This is a genomic window from Paenibacillus sp. MZ03-122A, from assembly GCF_024213325.1.
GTDB lineage: Bacteria > Bacillota > Bacilli > Paenibacillales > Paenibacillaceae > Paenibacillus > Paenibacillus polymyxa_B.
This window is the reverse complement of record NZ_JANAVI010000002.1, coordinates 604960-620349: the sequence shown is the minus strand read 5'-3', so window position 1 is coordinate 620349 and position 15390 is coordinate 604960. Positions and strand designations below refer to the sequence as shown.

The 15390-nt window shown below is 46.6% G+C and carries 14 protein-coding genes; 4 read left to right on the top strand and 10 right to left on the bottom strand.

The window, feature by feature from the left end; all coding sequences use genetic code 11:
* Nucleotides 1-12: 12 nt before the first annotated feature.
* From argB to argC, 3 genes are all read right to left on the bottom strand, one after another.
* On the bottom strand, nt 13-852 hold the full coding sequence (argB, locus tag NLX74_RS06815) for an acetylglutamate kinase (protein WP_061829941.1): 840 nt from the start codon (nt 850-852) through the stop codon (nt 13-15).
* 118 nt (nt 853-970) lie between these two features.
* Nucleotides 971-2197 carry a bifunctional glutamate N-acetyltransferase/amino-acid acetyltransferase ArgJ gene (gene argJ, locus NLX74_RS06810; RefSeq protein WP_254328294.1) on the bottom strand — a complete coding sequence of 409 codons (1227 nt, stop codon included), beginning with the start codon at nt 2195-2197 and terminating at the stop codon, nt 971-973.
* 103 nt (nt 2198-2300) lie between these two features.
* Complete coding sequence (gene argC, locus NLX74_RS06805; protein ID WP_254328293.1) at nt 2301-3350, bottom strand: N-acetyl-gamma-glutamyl-phosphate reductase; 1050 nt, start codon at nt 3348-3350, stop codon at nt 2301-2303.
* A 407-nt stretch (nt 3351-3757) separates the two neighbouring features.
* Between argC and NLX74_RS06800 the strand changes: the two genes are divergently transcribed.
* The gene (locus NLX74_RS06800) at nt 3758-4687 is read left to right on the top strand and encodes an SMP-30/gluconolactonase/LRE family protein (RefSeq protein ID WP_254328292.1); all 930 of its coding nucleotides are present in this window, start codon (nt 3758-3760) and stop codon (nt 4685-4687) included.
* A 94-nt stretch (nt 4688-4781) separates the two neighbouring features.
* On the opposite strand, the gene NLX74_RS06795 is transcribed toward NLX74_RS06800, so the two are convergent.
* From NLX74_RS06795 to hpf, 5 genes are all read right to left on the bottom strand, one after another.
* A complete protein-coding gene (locus NLX74_RS06795; RefSeq protein ID WP_254328340.1) occupies nt 4782-5681 on the bottom strand; it encodes a YitT family protein in 900 nt (299 codons plus the stop codon).
* A 97-nt stretch (nt 5682-5778) separates the two neighbouring features.
* Nucleotides 5779-6892 (bottom strand): peptide chain release factor 2 gene (prfB, locus tag NLX74_RS06790; protein ID WP_155765234.1). Its coding sequence is split into 2 segments (ribosomal slippage): nt 5779-6819 and nt 6821-6892, totalling 1113 coding nucleotides; the frame shifts between segments, so codons are not numbered across the junction.
* A 150-nt stretch (nt 6893-7042) separates the two neighbouring features.
* Nucleotides 7043-7177 carry a hypothetical protein gene (locus tag NLX74_RS25605; protein ID WP_258012365.1) on the bottom strand — a complete coding sequence of 45 codons (135 nt, stop codon included), beginning with the start codon at nt 7175-7177 and terminating at the stop codon, nt 7043-7045.
* A gap of 231 nt (nt 7178-7408) precedes the next feature.
* On the bottom strand, nt 7409-9859 hold the full coding sequence (secA, locus tag NLX74_RS06785) for a preprotein translocase subunit SecA (RefSeq protein WP_250260285.1): 2451 nt from the start codon (nt 9857-9859) through the stop codon (nt 7409-7411).
* A 412-nt stretch (nt 9860-10271) separates the two neighbouring features.
* On the bottom strand, nt 10272-10832 hold the full coding sequence (hpf, locus tag NLX74_RS06780) for a ribosome hibernation-promoting factor, HPF/YfiA family (RefSeq protein ID WP_013312261.1): 561 nt from the start codon (nt 10830-10832) through the stop codon (nt 10272-10274).
* A 412-nt stretch (nt 10833-11244) separates the two neighbouring features.
* Here hpf and NLX74_RS06775 point away from each other — a divergent pair, with 412 nt between their 5' ends.
* Genes NLX74_RS06775 through NLX74_RS06765 form a run of 3 tightly spaced genes read left to right on the top strand, consistent with a single transcriptional unit; the run spans nt 11245 to nt 13676 of the window.
* Nucleotides 11245-12099, top strand: coding sequence for a hypothetical protein (locus NLX74_RS06775; RefSeq protein ID WP_254328291.1), 855 nt, complete (start codon nt 11245-11247; stop codon nt 12097-12099).
* A gap of 34 nt (nt 12100-12133) precedes the next feature.
* The gene (locus NLX74_RS06770; RefSeq protein WP_254328290.1) at nt 12134-12373 is read left to right on the top strand and encodes a hypothetical protein; all 240 of its coding nucleotides are present in this window, start codon (nt 12134-12136) and stop codon (nt 12371-12373) included.
* Complete coding sequence (locus tag NLX74_RS06765; protein WP_254328289.1) at nt 12363-13676, top strand: COG1361 family protein; 1314 nt, start codon at nt 12363-12365, stop codon at nt 13674-13676. The genes NLX74_RS06770 and NLX74_RS06765 overlap by 11 nt, the downstream gene beginning before the upstream one ends.
* A 158-nt stretch (nt 13677-13834) precedes the next feature.
* On the opposite strand, the gene NLX74_RS06760 is transcribed toward NLX74_RS06765, so the two are convergent.
* Both NLX74_RS06760 and NLX74_RS06755 read right to left on the bottom strand, forming a co-directional pair.
* Nucleotides 13835-14032 carry a cold shock domain-containing protein gene (locus NLX74_RS06760; protein ID WP_013312263.1) on the bottom strand — a complete coding sequence of 66 codons (198 nt, stop codon included), beginning with the start codon at nt 14030-14032 and terminating at the stop codon, nt 13835-13837.
* 260 nt (nt 14033-14292) lie between these two features.
* Nucleotides 14293-15381, bottom strand: coding sequence for a hypothetical protein (locus tag NLX74_RS06755; protein WP_254328288.1), 1089 nt, complete (start codon nt 15379-15381; stop codon nt 14293-14295).
* Nucleotides 15382-15390: the final 9 nt, after the last annotated feature.

The following is a 15390-nucleotide window of genomic DNA, read 5'->3' as shown; positions in this document are numbered from 1 at the left end:
TATATATTGCAATTACTGCATACGCACGATGCGTGTTCCAATCGATTCTCCGCCCAGCACACGGCTTAGTACCTGCGGTTCGCTACCGTTCACAATGACGACTTCCTTCACTTTGCCGTGGATACAGGCAATAGCCGCTCTCACTTTCGGGATCATACCACCATATATTTCACCTGTGCTGATCATATCCTCAATCTCCTGTACGGTGATAGAATCCAGCACTTTCTTTTCTCCGCCATACTTCTTCAATATGCCTGGTACATCTGTAACGACGATCATCCGACTGACCCCCAGATGAGAGGCTACCGCACCCGCCGCTGTATCCGCATTAATGTTGTAACGCTGACCAGATCGATCAATCCCGATGGGTGCAATAACAGGCATATAGTCCATATCCAGTACACCTGTAATAATCGAGGCTTGAACGGACGTTACCTCTCCGACCCAACCGACCTCAGCGGCATTCGACACAGGCTTGGCTTCGATTAAATAGCCATCACTGCCTGACAACCCCAACGCTCGGCCCCCATGCATCCCTATTCTACGTACAATCTGCTTGTTAATGCTGCCTGCCAGTACCATTTCCACGACATCCAGCACAGGTTCGGTCGTTTTGCGTAATCCATGAATAAACTCTGTTTCGATCCCCAGCTTCGCCAAGTTGTCGGAAATCGCAGGGCCACCGCCATGTACAATGACAGGTTGAAGACCTTCCGACTGCAAACGCGCCAAATCTTCAAAAAAGGAATCAGGTAACGCAGCCAGCGTACTTCCTCCGCATTTCATCACAAAATTACGACGTGCCACTCCCGCATGATTCGCTTGATCCGCGTGTTCCACTGCCGATTGCATATCATCTCTCCTTTTCTTCTCTGCATATCCGTGCAATTTTCAAATGATACTGGACTTCCATCCGCTCGTTGTTTCTATTATCTACTATCCTTATTCAATCCGTATTTTATTCTGGTCTCTATGTCCGATAAGCAGCGTTTATCCGCACATAATCGTAGGTTAAGTCACAACCCCATGCTGTAGCGGTTCCGTTCCCGTGATGCAAATCAACAATAATTTGCACCGTATCTCCCCTCAAATAGGCTAGCGCCTCTTCTTCGTCAAAAGCGACCGGACTCGATTGGCTTAGCACAACAATATCACCCAAGCGAATATCTACCGTATCTGGATTAACGGGCTCTCCAGCACGCCCTACGGCCGCAATAATCCGTCCCCAATTCGCATCTGCTCCGAAGACGGCTGACTTGACCAGACTGGACCCAACCACCGTCTTAGCTATCGCTTGAGCGGACGCATCGCTTACCGCTCCGCTTACAGACACCTCTACCAGCTTCGTAGCACCCTCTCCATCGCGAGCAATTGCCTTCGCCAACTCTCGGCAGATATAGGTGAACGCCTCGGCAAAAGCGTCCCAATCGGGATGCCCTACGTGCAGTTCACGATTGCCAGCCAGTCCGCTCGCCATGGCGATTAGCATATCGTTCGTGCTCGTATCCCCATCCACCGTAATCATATTAAAGCTGGTATCCGTTGCCTGCTTTAATAGTTGATGAAGCGCCGTCTGTCCGATCGCTGCATCACAGGTCATAAAAGCGAGCATTGTTGCCATATTCGGATGTATCATGCCAGATCCCTTGGCCGCCCCGGCGATGTGTACGGTCACACCGTCCACTTCAACCGCCACACACGCTTCCTTTTTAACTAAATCCGTTGTCAGAATGGCTTGCGTAAATTGCTCTGCTCCATCGTTTGCCCCGCTCATACGGGCAGGTAAAGAGGATATACCGCCAAGCACACAATCCATTTTCAAATGCTCACCGATCACGCCCGTCGAGGCGACGGCTACATTGCTCTCAGCAACACCCAGTTCATGAGCCGTAGCCGAACGCATAGCGTAGGCATCTTGCTCTCCTTGTTGTCCCGTGCAGGCATTGGCGTTCCCGCTGTTCACCACTACTGCCTGCAATCGACCATCTGCCAAGCTCTCGCGGGTCACCTTCAGCGGTGCAGCCTGAAACACATTGGTGGTGTACACCGCAGCAGCTGTCGCTTCTACCTCGCAACGAATCGCGCCCATATCGTTGCGGTACGAATTTTTCAGTCCGCAGTGTAATCCCCCGGCTGTAAAGCCACGCGGAGTTACGATGTTGCCTCCGTTTACTACTGTAAACTCTACTTTGCCCATAATTATGTGCCCTCGTTCGCAACATATTCGATGAATGACAGCTGCCTGTATTCGAAATTCCGCTCGCTGACGTTTCCGTATCCATGTTGCGGTTACTTGCTACTTACGGATATACCGGTATGAAGCCCAGCCCGAGGTTCTCCTCCCATCCCATCATCAAATTTAAATTCTGAATCGCCTGTCCAGCGGCACCCTTCACAACATTATCAATGACGGAAATAATCGTAAGGCGCCCGGTTCGAGCATCTGCTGCAAAACCGATGTCGCAGTAATTCGAACCCAATACTTCCTTCGTTGCTGGCCATATACCTTCACCACGTACGCGGACAAAAGGATGCCCTTTATAATAATCCCGGTATAACCCGATAAGATCCTGATCTGTATGGTCACCCTTCAGCGTGACATAAATTGTACTCATAATTCCTCGGGTCATGGGAACAAGTTGTGTCGTAAACGTAATCGTAACGTCCTCGCCCGCAATATCACCCAGTACCTGTTCGATCTCAGGGATGTGCTGGTGCTTATTCACCTTATAAGCTTTAAAATTCTCGTTCATTTCCGCATAATGCGAAACGAGGCTTGTTCCCCTACCTGAGCCGGATACCCCAGATTTGGCATCTACAATCAGCGACCGGTGGTCAATCCAATCCGCTTTCAGTGCAGGAATAATGCCCAGCAATGTTGCGGTCGGATAACAGCCTGGATTAGAAATAAAAGAAACGCCCGCCAGCTTTTCTGCATACACCTCACTGAGTCCGTATACAGCTTGCTTGAGATACTCGGGTGAAGCCGCAGGCTTTTTATACCATGCTTCATACGTTCCCCCGCTTCGAAGCCTGAAGTCCCCGGAAAGGTCAATGACCTTCAGTCCGGCATCAAGAAGCTGCGGCACTAACTTAGTACTAACGCCCGATGGGGTAGCAGTGAAAACCAGATCGGCCTTGGCAGCAATTTCGTGGACTTCGACACCGTCCAAATCCTGCACCACAATGTCCGTCAGATGTGGAAACCCGTCACTGATTGGGACACCCGCGCTGGATGAAGAAATAACAGATACAATCTCTACTTGCGGATGATGAACCAAAAAACGAATCAGCTCCACCCCGCCATACCCGGTGGAACCGACAATTGCCACTTTTAACTTGCTGCTCACAGACCTTCCTCCATTCCGTCCCTATGAAATATGTATTATTATACGACTCTATTCATATAAATACAACACCTCATGTCATGTTATTCCTCCAAATTTAAAATATGCGCTCTTACCTATTCTTTTGACGGGCAGGCAGTACAGGCTATAATAAAGGAAATAAAAAATAAACAGAGGGCCTCTTGAATACAGTCTGCCGTTTTGCATAAAGAAAAGGGGGATATTCCCTTTAAATTATTTCACATATTGGTATTCATCTCGATTGGTCATTTGCTGCACTTTATGAACTTGTTGAACATGAAGGGAGTACACGTAGCACTACACACAAGAGCAAATCACATGGGCTGCATCTAGTGAATCTGCGCAGAGGAGCCGCTGAAGCGGATAATTGGGGTCGAAAATAATCCAAAATGTTAGGAGTGCTACACATCGAAACATATACAGCGAATATCGTTATAGATGCAAAAGCAAAGTTAGGCGAGGGGCCTAGCTGGGATCAGCGGTTTCAACGTTTATTTTGGGTCGATATTGAAGGCTTTCAATTGCATATCTACGATCCTTCTACGTGCACAGATCGTACAATAGATGTTGGTGAACATATTGGTGCAGTTGTACCTTATCTCAAAAATAAAGTAATCGTAGCGCTGATTAGCGGTCTATATTGTTTGGATATTGAGACAGGGGCCAAAGTATTGATCCATGATCCTGAGGAAGGTAGACTAGGTAATCGTTTTAATGATGGAAAATGCGATCCTGCAGGGCGTTTTTTAGCAGGAACAATGAGCCTAAACGACGAACACGCGCAAGGAGCATTGTATAGTTTGAACACAAAAGGCCATGTCTCCTTACTGGTTGATAAAGCCTCCGTATCTAATGGATTAGCCTGGAGCGCAGATCATCGTACAATGTATTACATTGATACTCCAACATTGGAGGTCGTCTCCTTCGATTACGATGTGGCACAAGGCACGATTAGGAATAAGCAACTGGTGGCTAGATTGGATGAAAGTGAAGGGTATCCAGATGGCATGACAATCGATGCAGAGGGCATGTTGTGGATCGCGAGATGGGGCGGTAAACGTGTCTCCCGTATCCATCCTGCTCATGGAGAAGTGATTGCTGAGGTGTCACTCCCCGTCAATTGTGTGACTTCGTGCGCTTTTGTCGGTGAACATCTGGATGAGTTATATATTACGACTGCTCAAGATGATGATAGTGCCGATCAACCCTTAGCGGGCGGTCTATTCATGGTGAAAACAGGCGTAAAAGGGACGCCAACCTCGTATTTCAATCAAGGACAAACGGCAAATTGGCTTGAACGATTAGTAAAAAGAATCTAGTAAAGCCATACTGAAGAGAGAGGAGCCCACTACATTAGTGGGCTCTCCTGCATGGATTCATTTAAGAGCATGCCTCCAGAAGGCCCTCTTTGTTTCAGCTTTCCTTCTTAAACCCTTCACCCAATACCTCACGAGTATTACTAATAATCACAAAGGCTTCTGGGTCTACCAAGCGGACGAGCGTTTTAAGGCGAGTTACCTCGTTTTGTCCGACTACAACCATAAGCACAGGACGTTCTTCGTTCGTGTAACCGCCCCGTCCCGCCAGCTCTGTCAATCCCCGGTCCAAATCCTGCAAAATAGCCTGCGTGATCGTTTCTTTCTGATTGGATATGATGTAAGCCACTTTGGAGTAGCTCAGTCCCATTTCCACGGCATCAATGACCTTGCCCGTTACAAACAAGCCGATCAATGCATACAGCGCCCGTTCCGGCGAGAGGGCGAAACCAGCCAGTGTAATCACCGTGCCATCCATCAACATGACACAGAGAGAAAGACTAAAACCCGTATACTTTTGAATAATCTGCGCCAAAATAGCCAGTCCACCCGTCGAACCCCTGCCCCGAAACACGGTACCTAAACCCAACCCAACTCCGATTCCACCATATAGCGAAGCCAGCAACGGATTTGTTGTCGGTACTGCCCAGTCCTTCGTCACATAGACGAACAGCGGCAGCATAATACTTCCCAGCAGAGAACGTAAACCGTATTTTTTCCCTAACAGCAGTACCCCTGCGATAAATAACGGAATATTCATTCCCCACTGCGTATAGGCGGGTTCCAGGCCAAACAGGTCCTCCCCCAAGATAGACAAGCCCGATACGCCTCCGGACGCGATCCGGTTTGGGAGCAAGAACATGTTAAAGGTCAGCGCTGTAATGAAAGAGCCAAGTATAATCAGTAAAATATCGGTCACGTTGCGTGCGGGTCCGCTGGCGGCAATCAGAGGCTTGCGTCGTCTTCGGCGGACAGCGGGAGGATTCAATTGAAACATCATTCGTGTTCTCCTTTAGTTAAAAAATACCGTTACACAAAAATTCCTACAGTCCGCAGGCACATGGTCTGCGGACTGTAGGAAAACGTACAGGCTATTATTCTGCGTCCAGCTTAATTTGGCTGCGCAGGTAACCATCGATGAATGGATCGAGATCGCCATCCATGACAGCTCCTACGTTGCCAGTCTCCACGCTAGTACGGTGATCCTTAACCATGCTGTATGGATGGAACACGTAGGAGCGAATTTGGCTACCCCATGCAATATCAGACTGTTCTCCGCGGATTTCGTCCAATTGCTGACGCTGCTCTTCGATCTTACGCTCGTAGAGCTTGGAACGGAGCATCGTCATGGCACGCTCTCGGTTCTTGATCTGGGAACGTTCATTCTGACAGGTTACGACAATACCGGAAGGTAAATGCGTAATCCGAACGGCTGAATCGGTCGTATTAATATGCTGACCGCCCGCACCACTGGCCCGGTACGTATCAATTTTGAGATCTTCCGTGCGGATTTCAATGTCCACATCATCCGCAATTTCAGGCACCACATCACAGGATACGAACGATGTATGCCGACGGCCGGAGGAATCAAATGGAGAGATACGAACCAGCCGATGCACGCCTTTCTCCGCTTTCAGATAGCCGTAGGCATTATAACCTTTGATCAATAGTGTTACACTCTTAATCCCTGCTTCATCACCCGCTAGATAATCCAGGGTCTCTACCTTAAAGCCCCGTTTTTCAGCCCAACGTGTATACATCCGTAGCAACATTTGCCCCCAGTCTTGGGACTCAGTTCCGCCTGCTCCCGGATGCAACTCCAAAATGGCATTAAGTTTGTCATACGGCTGATTCAAAAGCAATTGCAATTCAAACTCCTGAAGCTTGCTCAGCAGAGAAGTGACACTGTTCTCGATCTCTCCAGCCAGTGTTTCATCGCCTTCCTCATCAGCTAGCTCAGCCATCATACCAGCGTCTTCATATTCCTGACGAAGCTGTTCATAGCTGTCTACTGATGACTTAACAGCGTTCATTTCTGCAATTACACCTTGAGCCTTATCATTATCATCCCAAAAGTCAGGTGCAGCCATCTTTACTTCAAAGTTTGCAATCATTTCCTGTTTGAGATCTAAGTCAAAGAGACCCCCTAAGGTTTGTTAGTTTCTTGCCTATTTCTCGCAAATCATGCTTTACACTTGGATCAATCATGATGTCATTCTCCTTTTAATATATGGTTAGGGGGATGGGGCGTTGTGAGTTACGGCTGGGTGAAGAGACGCTGCGCGAATGATTTGATCTTACGATCGCTGTTGCAGCGAGATGCCCTTGATTGGATTAACACATTCAAAGGTGGGCATCTCACTGCAAAGGCGAACGCTGACGCTTCTCCAGATTCAAATCCTCCGCTTCGCTACCAACCGCCGTAAAGTCAAACGACTTATAGATAATCGGCTCAGGTATGTGAGCCGAGTCAAGAGCTGAATTAACTGACAAACAAGCAGATACCTGCTTGCTTGTCATAATTGTTTTAAAAGAATTGAGAGCAATCTAGCCATTCATCAATATTCAAACTGACCCTCAAACAAAAGAACTATAAGTTGAATACATCAGTCTCACCCCTGTATGGCACAAAATGGCCGACGGTCAGTGGTTGAACTGCCGCCTGCCATTATATGCACTGCAGGGAATAGTGTATCTCAAGATCTCTCCCTTAATTTCAATCCGTTATTTTCTACGCGGACGCGAAGGAGCGGATTTCTTTTTAGGAGCCGCGGGTTCACCACTCGTCGAGATTTTGTCTTCGTCGATGACAGCTTGACGCTCTTGATTGGATTCAATTTGTGCTTTCATGATGTATGTCGCTACTTCCTCTTGGATGCTAGCGATCATAGCATGGAACATTTCGAAGCCTTCAAATTGATATTCGCGCAGCGGATCGGTACCGCCGTAAGCACGCAAGTGAATACCTTGACGCAATTGATCCATAGCATCAATATGGTCCATCCATTTGCTATCGACTGCACGCAGTACGATAACTTTCTCGAACTCGCGTACCATATCTTCGCCAATCATTTCTTCACGGCTGTGGTATCTGTTGGTAACTTTTTCGAAGATCATATCCACGATCTCCTCTTTTTCCTTGCCCCACAGGTCGTCACGTGTAAGTGTATTTTCCTCAAGCAGGTTGTTGTTCACATACTCTGCTACTTCTTCAAGTTCCCAGTTTTCAGGAATGTCATCACCGCAATGAGCTTCCACCACACGCTCAATGACAGGCTTGATCATGTCAAACACAATTTCCTTGATGTTCTCTGATTCCAGCACCTCACGGCGTTGCTTGTAAATAATAGCACGCTGCTGGTTCATTACATCATCATACTGGAGAACGACTTTACGTTGATCAAAGTTGTTGCCTTCGACACGTTTTTGAGCTGATTCGATAGCACGTGTAATCATACGACTCTCGATAGGTTGGTCTTCCTCGAAACCCAACCGCTCCATCATATTCAGTACGTTGTCCGCACCAAAACGCTTCATTAACTCATCGCCCAGCGATAAGTAAAACTGTGTGGAACCCGGATCACCCTGACGTCCTGCACGTCCGCGAAGCTGATTATCAATACGACGGGATTCATGACGTTCTGTACCGATGATGTGCAAACCACCAAGTTCTGATACGCCTTCGCCCAGTACGATGTCAGTACCGCGTCCAGCCATGTTGGTAGCGATGGTAACTGCGCCAGCTTCACCTGCACGGGAAATAATCTCAGCTTCCTCAGCATGATACTTGGCGTTAAGCACTTTGTGACGAACGCCTTTGCGTTTCAGCATTTCAGAAAGAAGCTCCGAGTTTTCAATAGAAACCGTACCTACTAATATCGGCTGGTTCTTTTTGTTACGCTCCAGGATTTCATCTACCACTGCATGGAATTTGCCTTTTACGCTCTTGTACACTACGTCAGGCATATCCACACGCTGGTTGGGGCGATTCGTCGGAATTTGGAGCACTTCCAGACCATATATTTTTTTGAATTCTTCTTCTTCTGTTTTCGCTGTACCCGTCATCCCCGCCAATTTGCGGTACATACGGAAATAGTTTTGGAATGTAATCGTCGCTAGCGTCATGCTTTCATTTTGTACAATGATGTTTTCCTTCGCTTCAATGGCTTGATGCAAACCATCACTATAACGGCGTCCAGCCATCAGACGACCTGTAAACTCATCGACAATCAGAACTTCACCGTCAGCTACAACATAATCCACATCCAAACGCATAATAGCATTAGCCTTCAATGCCTGTACAATGTGATGATTAATTGTAACACTTTCCTGATCGTACAAGTTTTCGAGACCAAAGAAATTTTCAGCTTTGGATACGCCGTTTTCGGTCAATGCAACCGACTTCACCTTAATATCCAGCGTGTAATCTTCTTCAACATTCAGGCTCTTCACAAAACGGTCGGCCGCGAAATACAGCTCTGTCGATTTCTGAGCTTGTCCTGAAATAATCAATGGTGTACGAGCTTCATCGACGAGAATGGAATCGACCTCATCAATGATACAGAAGTACAACGGACGTTGAACCATCTGCTCTTTGTAAAGCACCATATTATCGCGTAGATAATCGAACCCGAACTCGTTGTTTGTACCGTACGTGATATCACAAGCATACGCTTCCTGCTTGGCGGCATGATCCATATTGGCCAAATTCAGCCCTACGGACATTCCCAGGAAGTTATAAATCTGTCCCATTTCTCCGCTGTCACGTTGCGCCAAATAGTCATTGACCGTAACCACGTGCACGCCTTTGCCCAACAGAGCATTCAAATAAACCGGCAGTGTTCCTACCAGTGTTTTACCTTCACCGGTTTTCATTTCGGCAATTTTACCTTCATGCAGCGCAATACCGCCGAGCAACTGTACGTCATAATGACGTTTGCCCAGCACCCGCTTGGACGCTTCACGAACCGTTGCAAAAGCTTCCGGCAAGATTTCTTCAGCCGTAGTCCCCTGTTCGACCCGAGCTTTAAATTCCGCCGTCTTCGCTTGCAATTCCTCATCCGAGAGCTTTTCAAAATCCGGCTCTATCTTATTGATCAGTTCAACCGTCTTCATTAAACGCTTGACGTCACGTTCATTGGTATCTCCGAAGATTTTCTTAACAATTCCTAGCATGGTTTACCCCTTTCGCGCAAAACAATTAATAGAATCAATTTCACAATTAGAAAGGGTCCATGATGAAATTGATTCCCGATATGTTTGACAGGCCCGGCTGTACCAGCCCATCGTGCGATGTTCTTTGCATAAATTGTAACAGTTTGTAGGACATGCCGCAACACAAGCAGCCTCCAGATTTGCATCCGGTTAAAGATACCAAAACAATTGACGTACGAAATACACAACTTGGTTACACTTATCCAAGTTGAATTTTCCTTACATTTACAAAAAAACATATAAAAGAGCCTTATCCCGCCAGGTTCGCAAGGATAAGGCTCGTGTTTGTTTTCATTTTCCTAATATCCATGAAGCATGCTTCAATCGAAATCGTTCTATTCATTTTAAAATGTGAAAAGTTCCTACTTACAGGCTATTCCCGTTCGATCAGACCGTATTTACCATCATTGCGCTTGTAAACTACGTTAACTTCTTCGTTATCAATATTGGAAAATACAAAGAAATTATGTCCAACCATGTTCATTTGAAGAATAGCTTCTTCCACATCCATAGGTTTCAATAAGAAACGCTTGGTGCGGACGACTTCCAGCTCATCCAGTTCTACATCCTCATCTTCAGCAACAGCCACGCCACCTGCCGGATCTTCCACAAAAAGGGTTTTCAAACTACCTTCCTGACGGAATTTTCGGTTTAGCTTGGTTTTGTGCTTGCGAATTTGCCGTTCAAGCTTGTCTACCACGGCATCAATGGATGCATACATATCATCGCTCTCGTCTTCGGCACGGAGTACAAGCCCCGGCAAAGGAATGGTTACTTCTACAGTGTGCAAATCTCTGGTTGTGCTTAACGTTACACTTCCATCAGACGTCGGGGGTGCATCGAAATACTTTTCAAGTCTGCTGAATTTCTTATCAACGTAGTCCTTCAAAGCGTCGGTAACCTCGATCTGTTGACCTCGTACTGTTAAGTTCATAGGGCACGCCTCCTTTGCCCCTTCAGTATAGCACATATGTTAACGCCAAGTAAAAAAAGAGACCAACATTTCGAAGCTATTTTACAAAGTTCTTCTTTTTTCGCTAAAACGCTTCCCATAACGTCATTCTTTGAAAACAAGTCTGTTTAAATTTGACTTGCATACATATGTGAATAATGTGTGCATATATAAAAATTGCTCCGCTGACGTCATAACAAACAATTATTTTGGGCTTCATGCTAAGTGATTTTATGGAAAAAGGGGGTGCCCTTTTCCCGCTGGATCAGGTACATGGGCTTGTGCGGTATGCAATGCCTGGTTACAACGCAGGCCATTTATACGAAAGGATTATTACACCCAGCCTAGCTGGCTCTTCCTATACGGAGATCCCAAGATAACGGATTTGGAAGAGATGGAAAGTAGGAAGCTAATCCATGGCTTTTATTCAGCGTTACGTAACGAATCAGACGGGGGCTGTCTAGGGAATACACTTGGGCTGGCACGCTCTAATTCGGTAGGAGTGCCGGGAACAGCGACCAGCATTGGCGCTTTCATCACAACCAATACAGCCTCTCGCTTCGGCACGTATCCATTCGGTACGACTTCTGCCTTTACCAGTAACTCATCGACAGCATTCCTTGTGCTTCCTGTGGGCAGTACGGTGCTGTACGCTGAGCTTATTTGGGGAGGAAGTTATGCGAACGGCAGTACCAATGTATTATCCAGCACCAACAACCCGGTCACATTTCAGACACCTGCTTTATCTACTACGGTCAGTCCTGAATCTGCAACATCAGTCAACGTCACCAGTCTCAGTACCTATGTGAGAACAGCGAATGTCACAAATCTAGTCATTCAAGGCGGTGCAGGGACATATACGGTCGGAAATGTGACGGGCACCATCACGGTTCCCGATTCCACCAACACCAACCATGCCGGCTGGACGCTGGCTGTGGTGTACAATAACCCATCTCTGCCCTTCCGTAACCTGTCGCTACGCGTTGGTGGTGAAGGGGTCAGTACCGCTACAGGCTCGGTCAATGTGGTGGTGAGTGGCTTTGCCACGCCCGTACAGGGGACTTTGCGTGGTAGGGCGCTGATTAGCGCCCAAGAGGGTGACGTGGACATCACTGGTCTTCTCCGCGCTTGTCGTTCGTGCCTCCGAGTCTGGCACACTAGTGAATCAAGCTCTGCTGGCTTACTCCTACCAGCTGCCGGACGGACGAAGCACGAATCTGGTAACTGCTTCACCTTCTGTCTCGGTTAAAGTAGCCCCTACTGCTAGAGGAACCTTGTCGGCCGTGCTACGCACAACAGTGTCTACTGTCGCATTAGGGGATGCTGTACCTTATCAGCTGACTCTTGTTAACGATGGAGGCTCGGTCATTACCGATGTAGTATTAGCCGATTACGTACCGAATGGAACCATCATAAACCCGGATAGCTTGAGAATTAACGGTTCTCCACCTGCTTCTAGCAAGCCGGGTGAACCATTATTTATCGGCAGCTTACAGGCGGGACAGACAATGAATGGATCCTAAGTCTCTGCCTCTCGGAGGACGTCTAAACAATAGCGTACGGCTTCAATATGCTGGCAGTGACGGTGCGAGCGAGGTTACCAGCAACACCGTGACTATAACTGTTTTTGATCCACAGCTTGCCGCAATTATCTCTACGGAAAATACAGAGGCCATCGCAGGAGAAAGCCTTACTTATACGGTACTGCTCAACAACTTTGGCAACGTAACATCCGAAGTTACACTGCAACATTTCATTCCTGCCGGGACTCTATTGATTCCTGACAGCATACAGTTGAATGGTCAATCACTGTCGGGAACCGATCCTGCTGTTGGTGTTAGTCTGGGGTCTGTGGAACCTGGACAGTCATTGACACCGACTTATCAAGTGACCGTATCGGAGACGCCTCCATCTGGCTACATCGTAAATCAAGCTGCCCTTGCCTACTCGTTTACGTTACCTGGAGGAAGAGTCGTATCAGGGACATTGACTACGAATACCGTTACCATCCCAATTGTATTCCCACTGCTCGAATTAGTTAAAAAGGTGAACACCACAGATGCCTCTGTAGGCGACACACTCACCTTCACCATTCAGATTACTAACAAAGGGGGGATCTCTGCACAATATCCGTTGTTCACGGACCCGTTGCCGCATGGACTCATTTATGTACCCAACAGCCTAACTATCCAAGAAAAAGCACAGGCAGGTGCTAATCCCGCCGCAGGTATCACGCTCCCGGATATTGCACCAGGGGAGACGCTCACCCTTACGCTTCAGACGCAAATTCGTGAAGCACCTGCTGATGGAACATTCAGCAACCAGGCCATCATCGAATATACCTCACGTCGTAGTGGAGGAGAGACCATCCAGGAAACCTCCCAGACCAACACCGTTGGCGTGACCGTTATTGCAGCCATTCCTAAACTCACGCTTAGCTCCAGCGCTCTGCGTGTCGGCCAAGAAGATACCCTGTCCTTCACCGTCCATGTGGAAAACATCGGCAATACTCCACTGGAAGAGCTCTTGCTCACTGCACCATTTGCAGCCGAAGATTTCATTTTGCTGCGAACGGTCACCGTGAATTCTGTGCCGCTTCCGCATCCTAACCTGCTCCAAGGTATTCCGTTAGGTCGGCTTGATCCAAACCACAAAGCAGTCATCGTATTCTCTTTCGACATCGAATCTGCGCTCCGCGCGTATCTGATCGCCCAGGTCATCCTGCGCTATCAATTCCGCTATCCAGATGGAAGTGTAGAGAATCAATCTGCCTCCTCCAATACCATTTTTGTGGAGATGGCTGACTTTGATGGTTCTCTAGAGTAAATGCTCTGTTGCGTTGAGCTCCTTACCACCGGGTAAGGGGCTTTTTTATGTAATTAGAAAACATAAAAAAGCCCTGGAATAAATTCCAGGGCAGTGCTAGCGCGTTATCCATTGCTAACCATCTTACCAATTATGTAGGTCGGCTATGCCGGGGATGATTATAATTTGGTTACGTTAGCGGCTTGTGGTCCACGTGCGCCTTCGACAATGTCGAACTCCACGTCTTGTCCTTCTTCAAGTGTTTTGAAGCCTTCTGTTTGAATTGCGGAAAAATGTACAAATACGTCGCCGCCGTCAGACGTTTCAATGAAACCATAACCTTTTTCTGCGTTAAACCATTTTACTTTACCTTGCATGCACTAACATTCCCTTCGTCATCAAATGAAGTGAAGCTCTCGCCCACATTTCCGACTATACCATCCAAAGTTATCCATTGTCAATTGGAATTGATAATGTTTTCATTCATAGTTATTCCAATTTTACAAAGCAATCTATTTTTATAGATTGAAATGGTTTATTAAGCAAAGAGTTTACTATAAAAGTATAGTAAACTCTTTGTGAATGTTTGAAACTCCTAGGGGAAAAACATTGAAAATTTTTGTTATTTCTTTTTTACTTAATTATAGTAAACTACCGTTGGCTGGGGCTCAATTCCTTTTGCATAGTAGTAATTCAAGTTACTTACAAAATCAATTACTTTCTTTGTATCCAGATCATACACAAGAATGTCTGGATCTCCAGCCATATCAATAATATCTAGACGTCTCGGCGTAGTTCTGCCACTGGTGTCAACAAAAGAGGAACTGTGATATGGTGGATTGCCAGAACTATATGCAGATTCAAAATAGGTAAAAAGCGTGTCAGCATTTAGAACAATCAAAACAGCATTATCTGAGCTTGCATAATTTGAGGTGTATTTCACAGGCGTAGTAATACTTTTCACCCGAACATCAGATACATTATGACTCCTTGAAGAATAACTGCCACCACTGGAGAAGTTAAATTCTCTTGACCATTCCAAATTCGGGTTTGCCACCGTTGTATTGGCAATTTGAGTCCCATTCATCTTAATATCTCCATTTGGATACTCAATGACCGTATATAACAAATTGTTCGAATAGGATGTTAGCTTGGCCGTCTTACCATTAATCGGTGTATCCGCTGGCGAGGCCGCATTCATGTGGATACTATAGCTTTCACCTACCGTTCCTGTGGAAGTAACACGAAGTCCCCAGTCCCCTGCTTTTAAGTCTGTAGCAAACTTCAATTCAGAGGCCTTTCCTCCAAAACCCGTCAAACTTGCTGTTCCCTTGCTCCAATCAATCGAATACAAATCAAATCTATAATTGGGATTACTGGATTTGATCTGAGCCAGAATGCTTCTATCCGTAGGTACGTTAAAGAACCAAAAATCTGTTGGATCAGTTGTCGTTAAAGAATCAGTGAAACTCATGAGGTCACCGTTCACATTGAAATTAGACATTAATGTAACCCGGTGATTGTTCACTTTAAGAGTATCGCCATATACAGCCTCAGTCGTGCTGGTAGGTTCCATCGTTTGAGTCGTACTGACCGAAAATGGCGTAGGGCTTCCCTTCTCCGTCGTACTTGATGAACTGCCCTCAACTGAGGCTGGAGCTATTGACATACTGCTTAAAACTAAAATAGCCAATAAAATTCCAGAAAGATATTTTCCCCACTTCATAAACATCAT

Bases quoted from the DNA above. Each gene is read 5' to 3' on its own strand.
- NLX74_RS06760 (WP_013312263.1), bottom strand. From the start codon at position 14,032: ATGCAAGGTAAAGTAAAATGGTTTAACGCAGAAAAAGGTTATGGTTTC.
- argB (WP_061829941.1), bottom strand. From the start codon at position 852: ATGCAATCGGCAGTGGAACACGCGGATCAAGCGAATCATGCGGGAGTG.
- NLX74_RS06775 (WP_254328291.1), top strand. From the start codon at position 11,245: ATGGAAAGTAGGAAGCTAATCCATGGCTTTTATTCAGCGTTACGTAAC.
- NLX74_RS06765 (WP_254328289.1), top strand. From the start codon at position 12,363: ATGGATCCTAAGTCTCTGCCTCTCGGAGGACGTCTAAACAATAGCGTA.
- NLX74_RS06755 (WP_254328288.1), bottom strand. From the start codon at position 15,381: ATGAAGTGGGGAAAATATCTTTCTGGAATTTTATTGGCTATTTTAGTT.
- hpf (WP_013312261.1), bottom strand. From the start codon at position 10,832: ATGAACTTAACAGTACGAGGTCAACAGATCGAGGTTACCGACGCTTTG.
- argJ (WP_254328294.1), bottom strand. From the start codon at position 2,197: ATGGGCAAAGTAGAGTTTACAGTAGTAAACGGAGGCAACATCGTAACT.
- secA (WP_250260285.1), bottom strand. From the start codon at position 9,859: ATGCTAGGAATTGTTAAGAAAATCTTCGGAGATACCAATGAACGTGAC.
- NLX74_RS06795 (WP_254328340.1), bottom strand. From the start codon at position 5,681: ATGTTTCAATTGAATCCTCCCGCTGTCCGCCGAAGACGACGCAAGCCT.
- NLX74_RS06800 (WP_254328292.1), top strand. From the start codon at position 3,758: ATGTTAGGAGTGCTACACATCGAAACATATACAGCGAATATCGTTATA.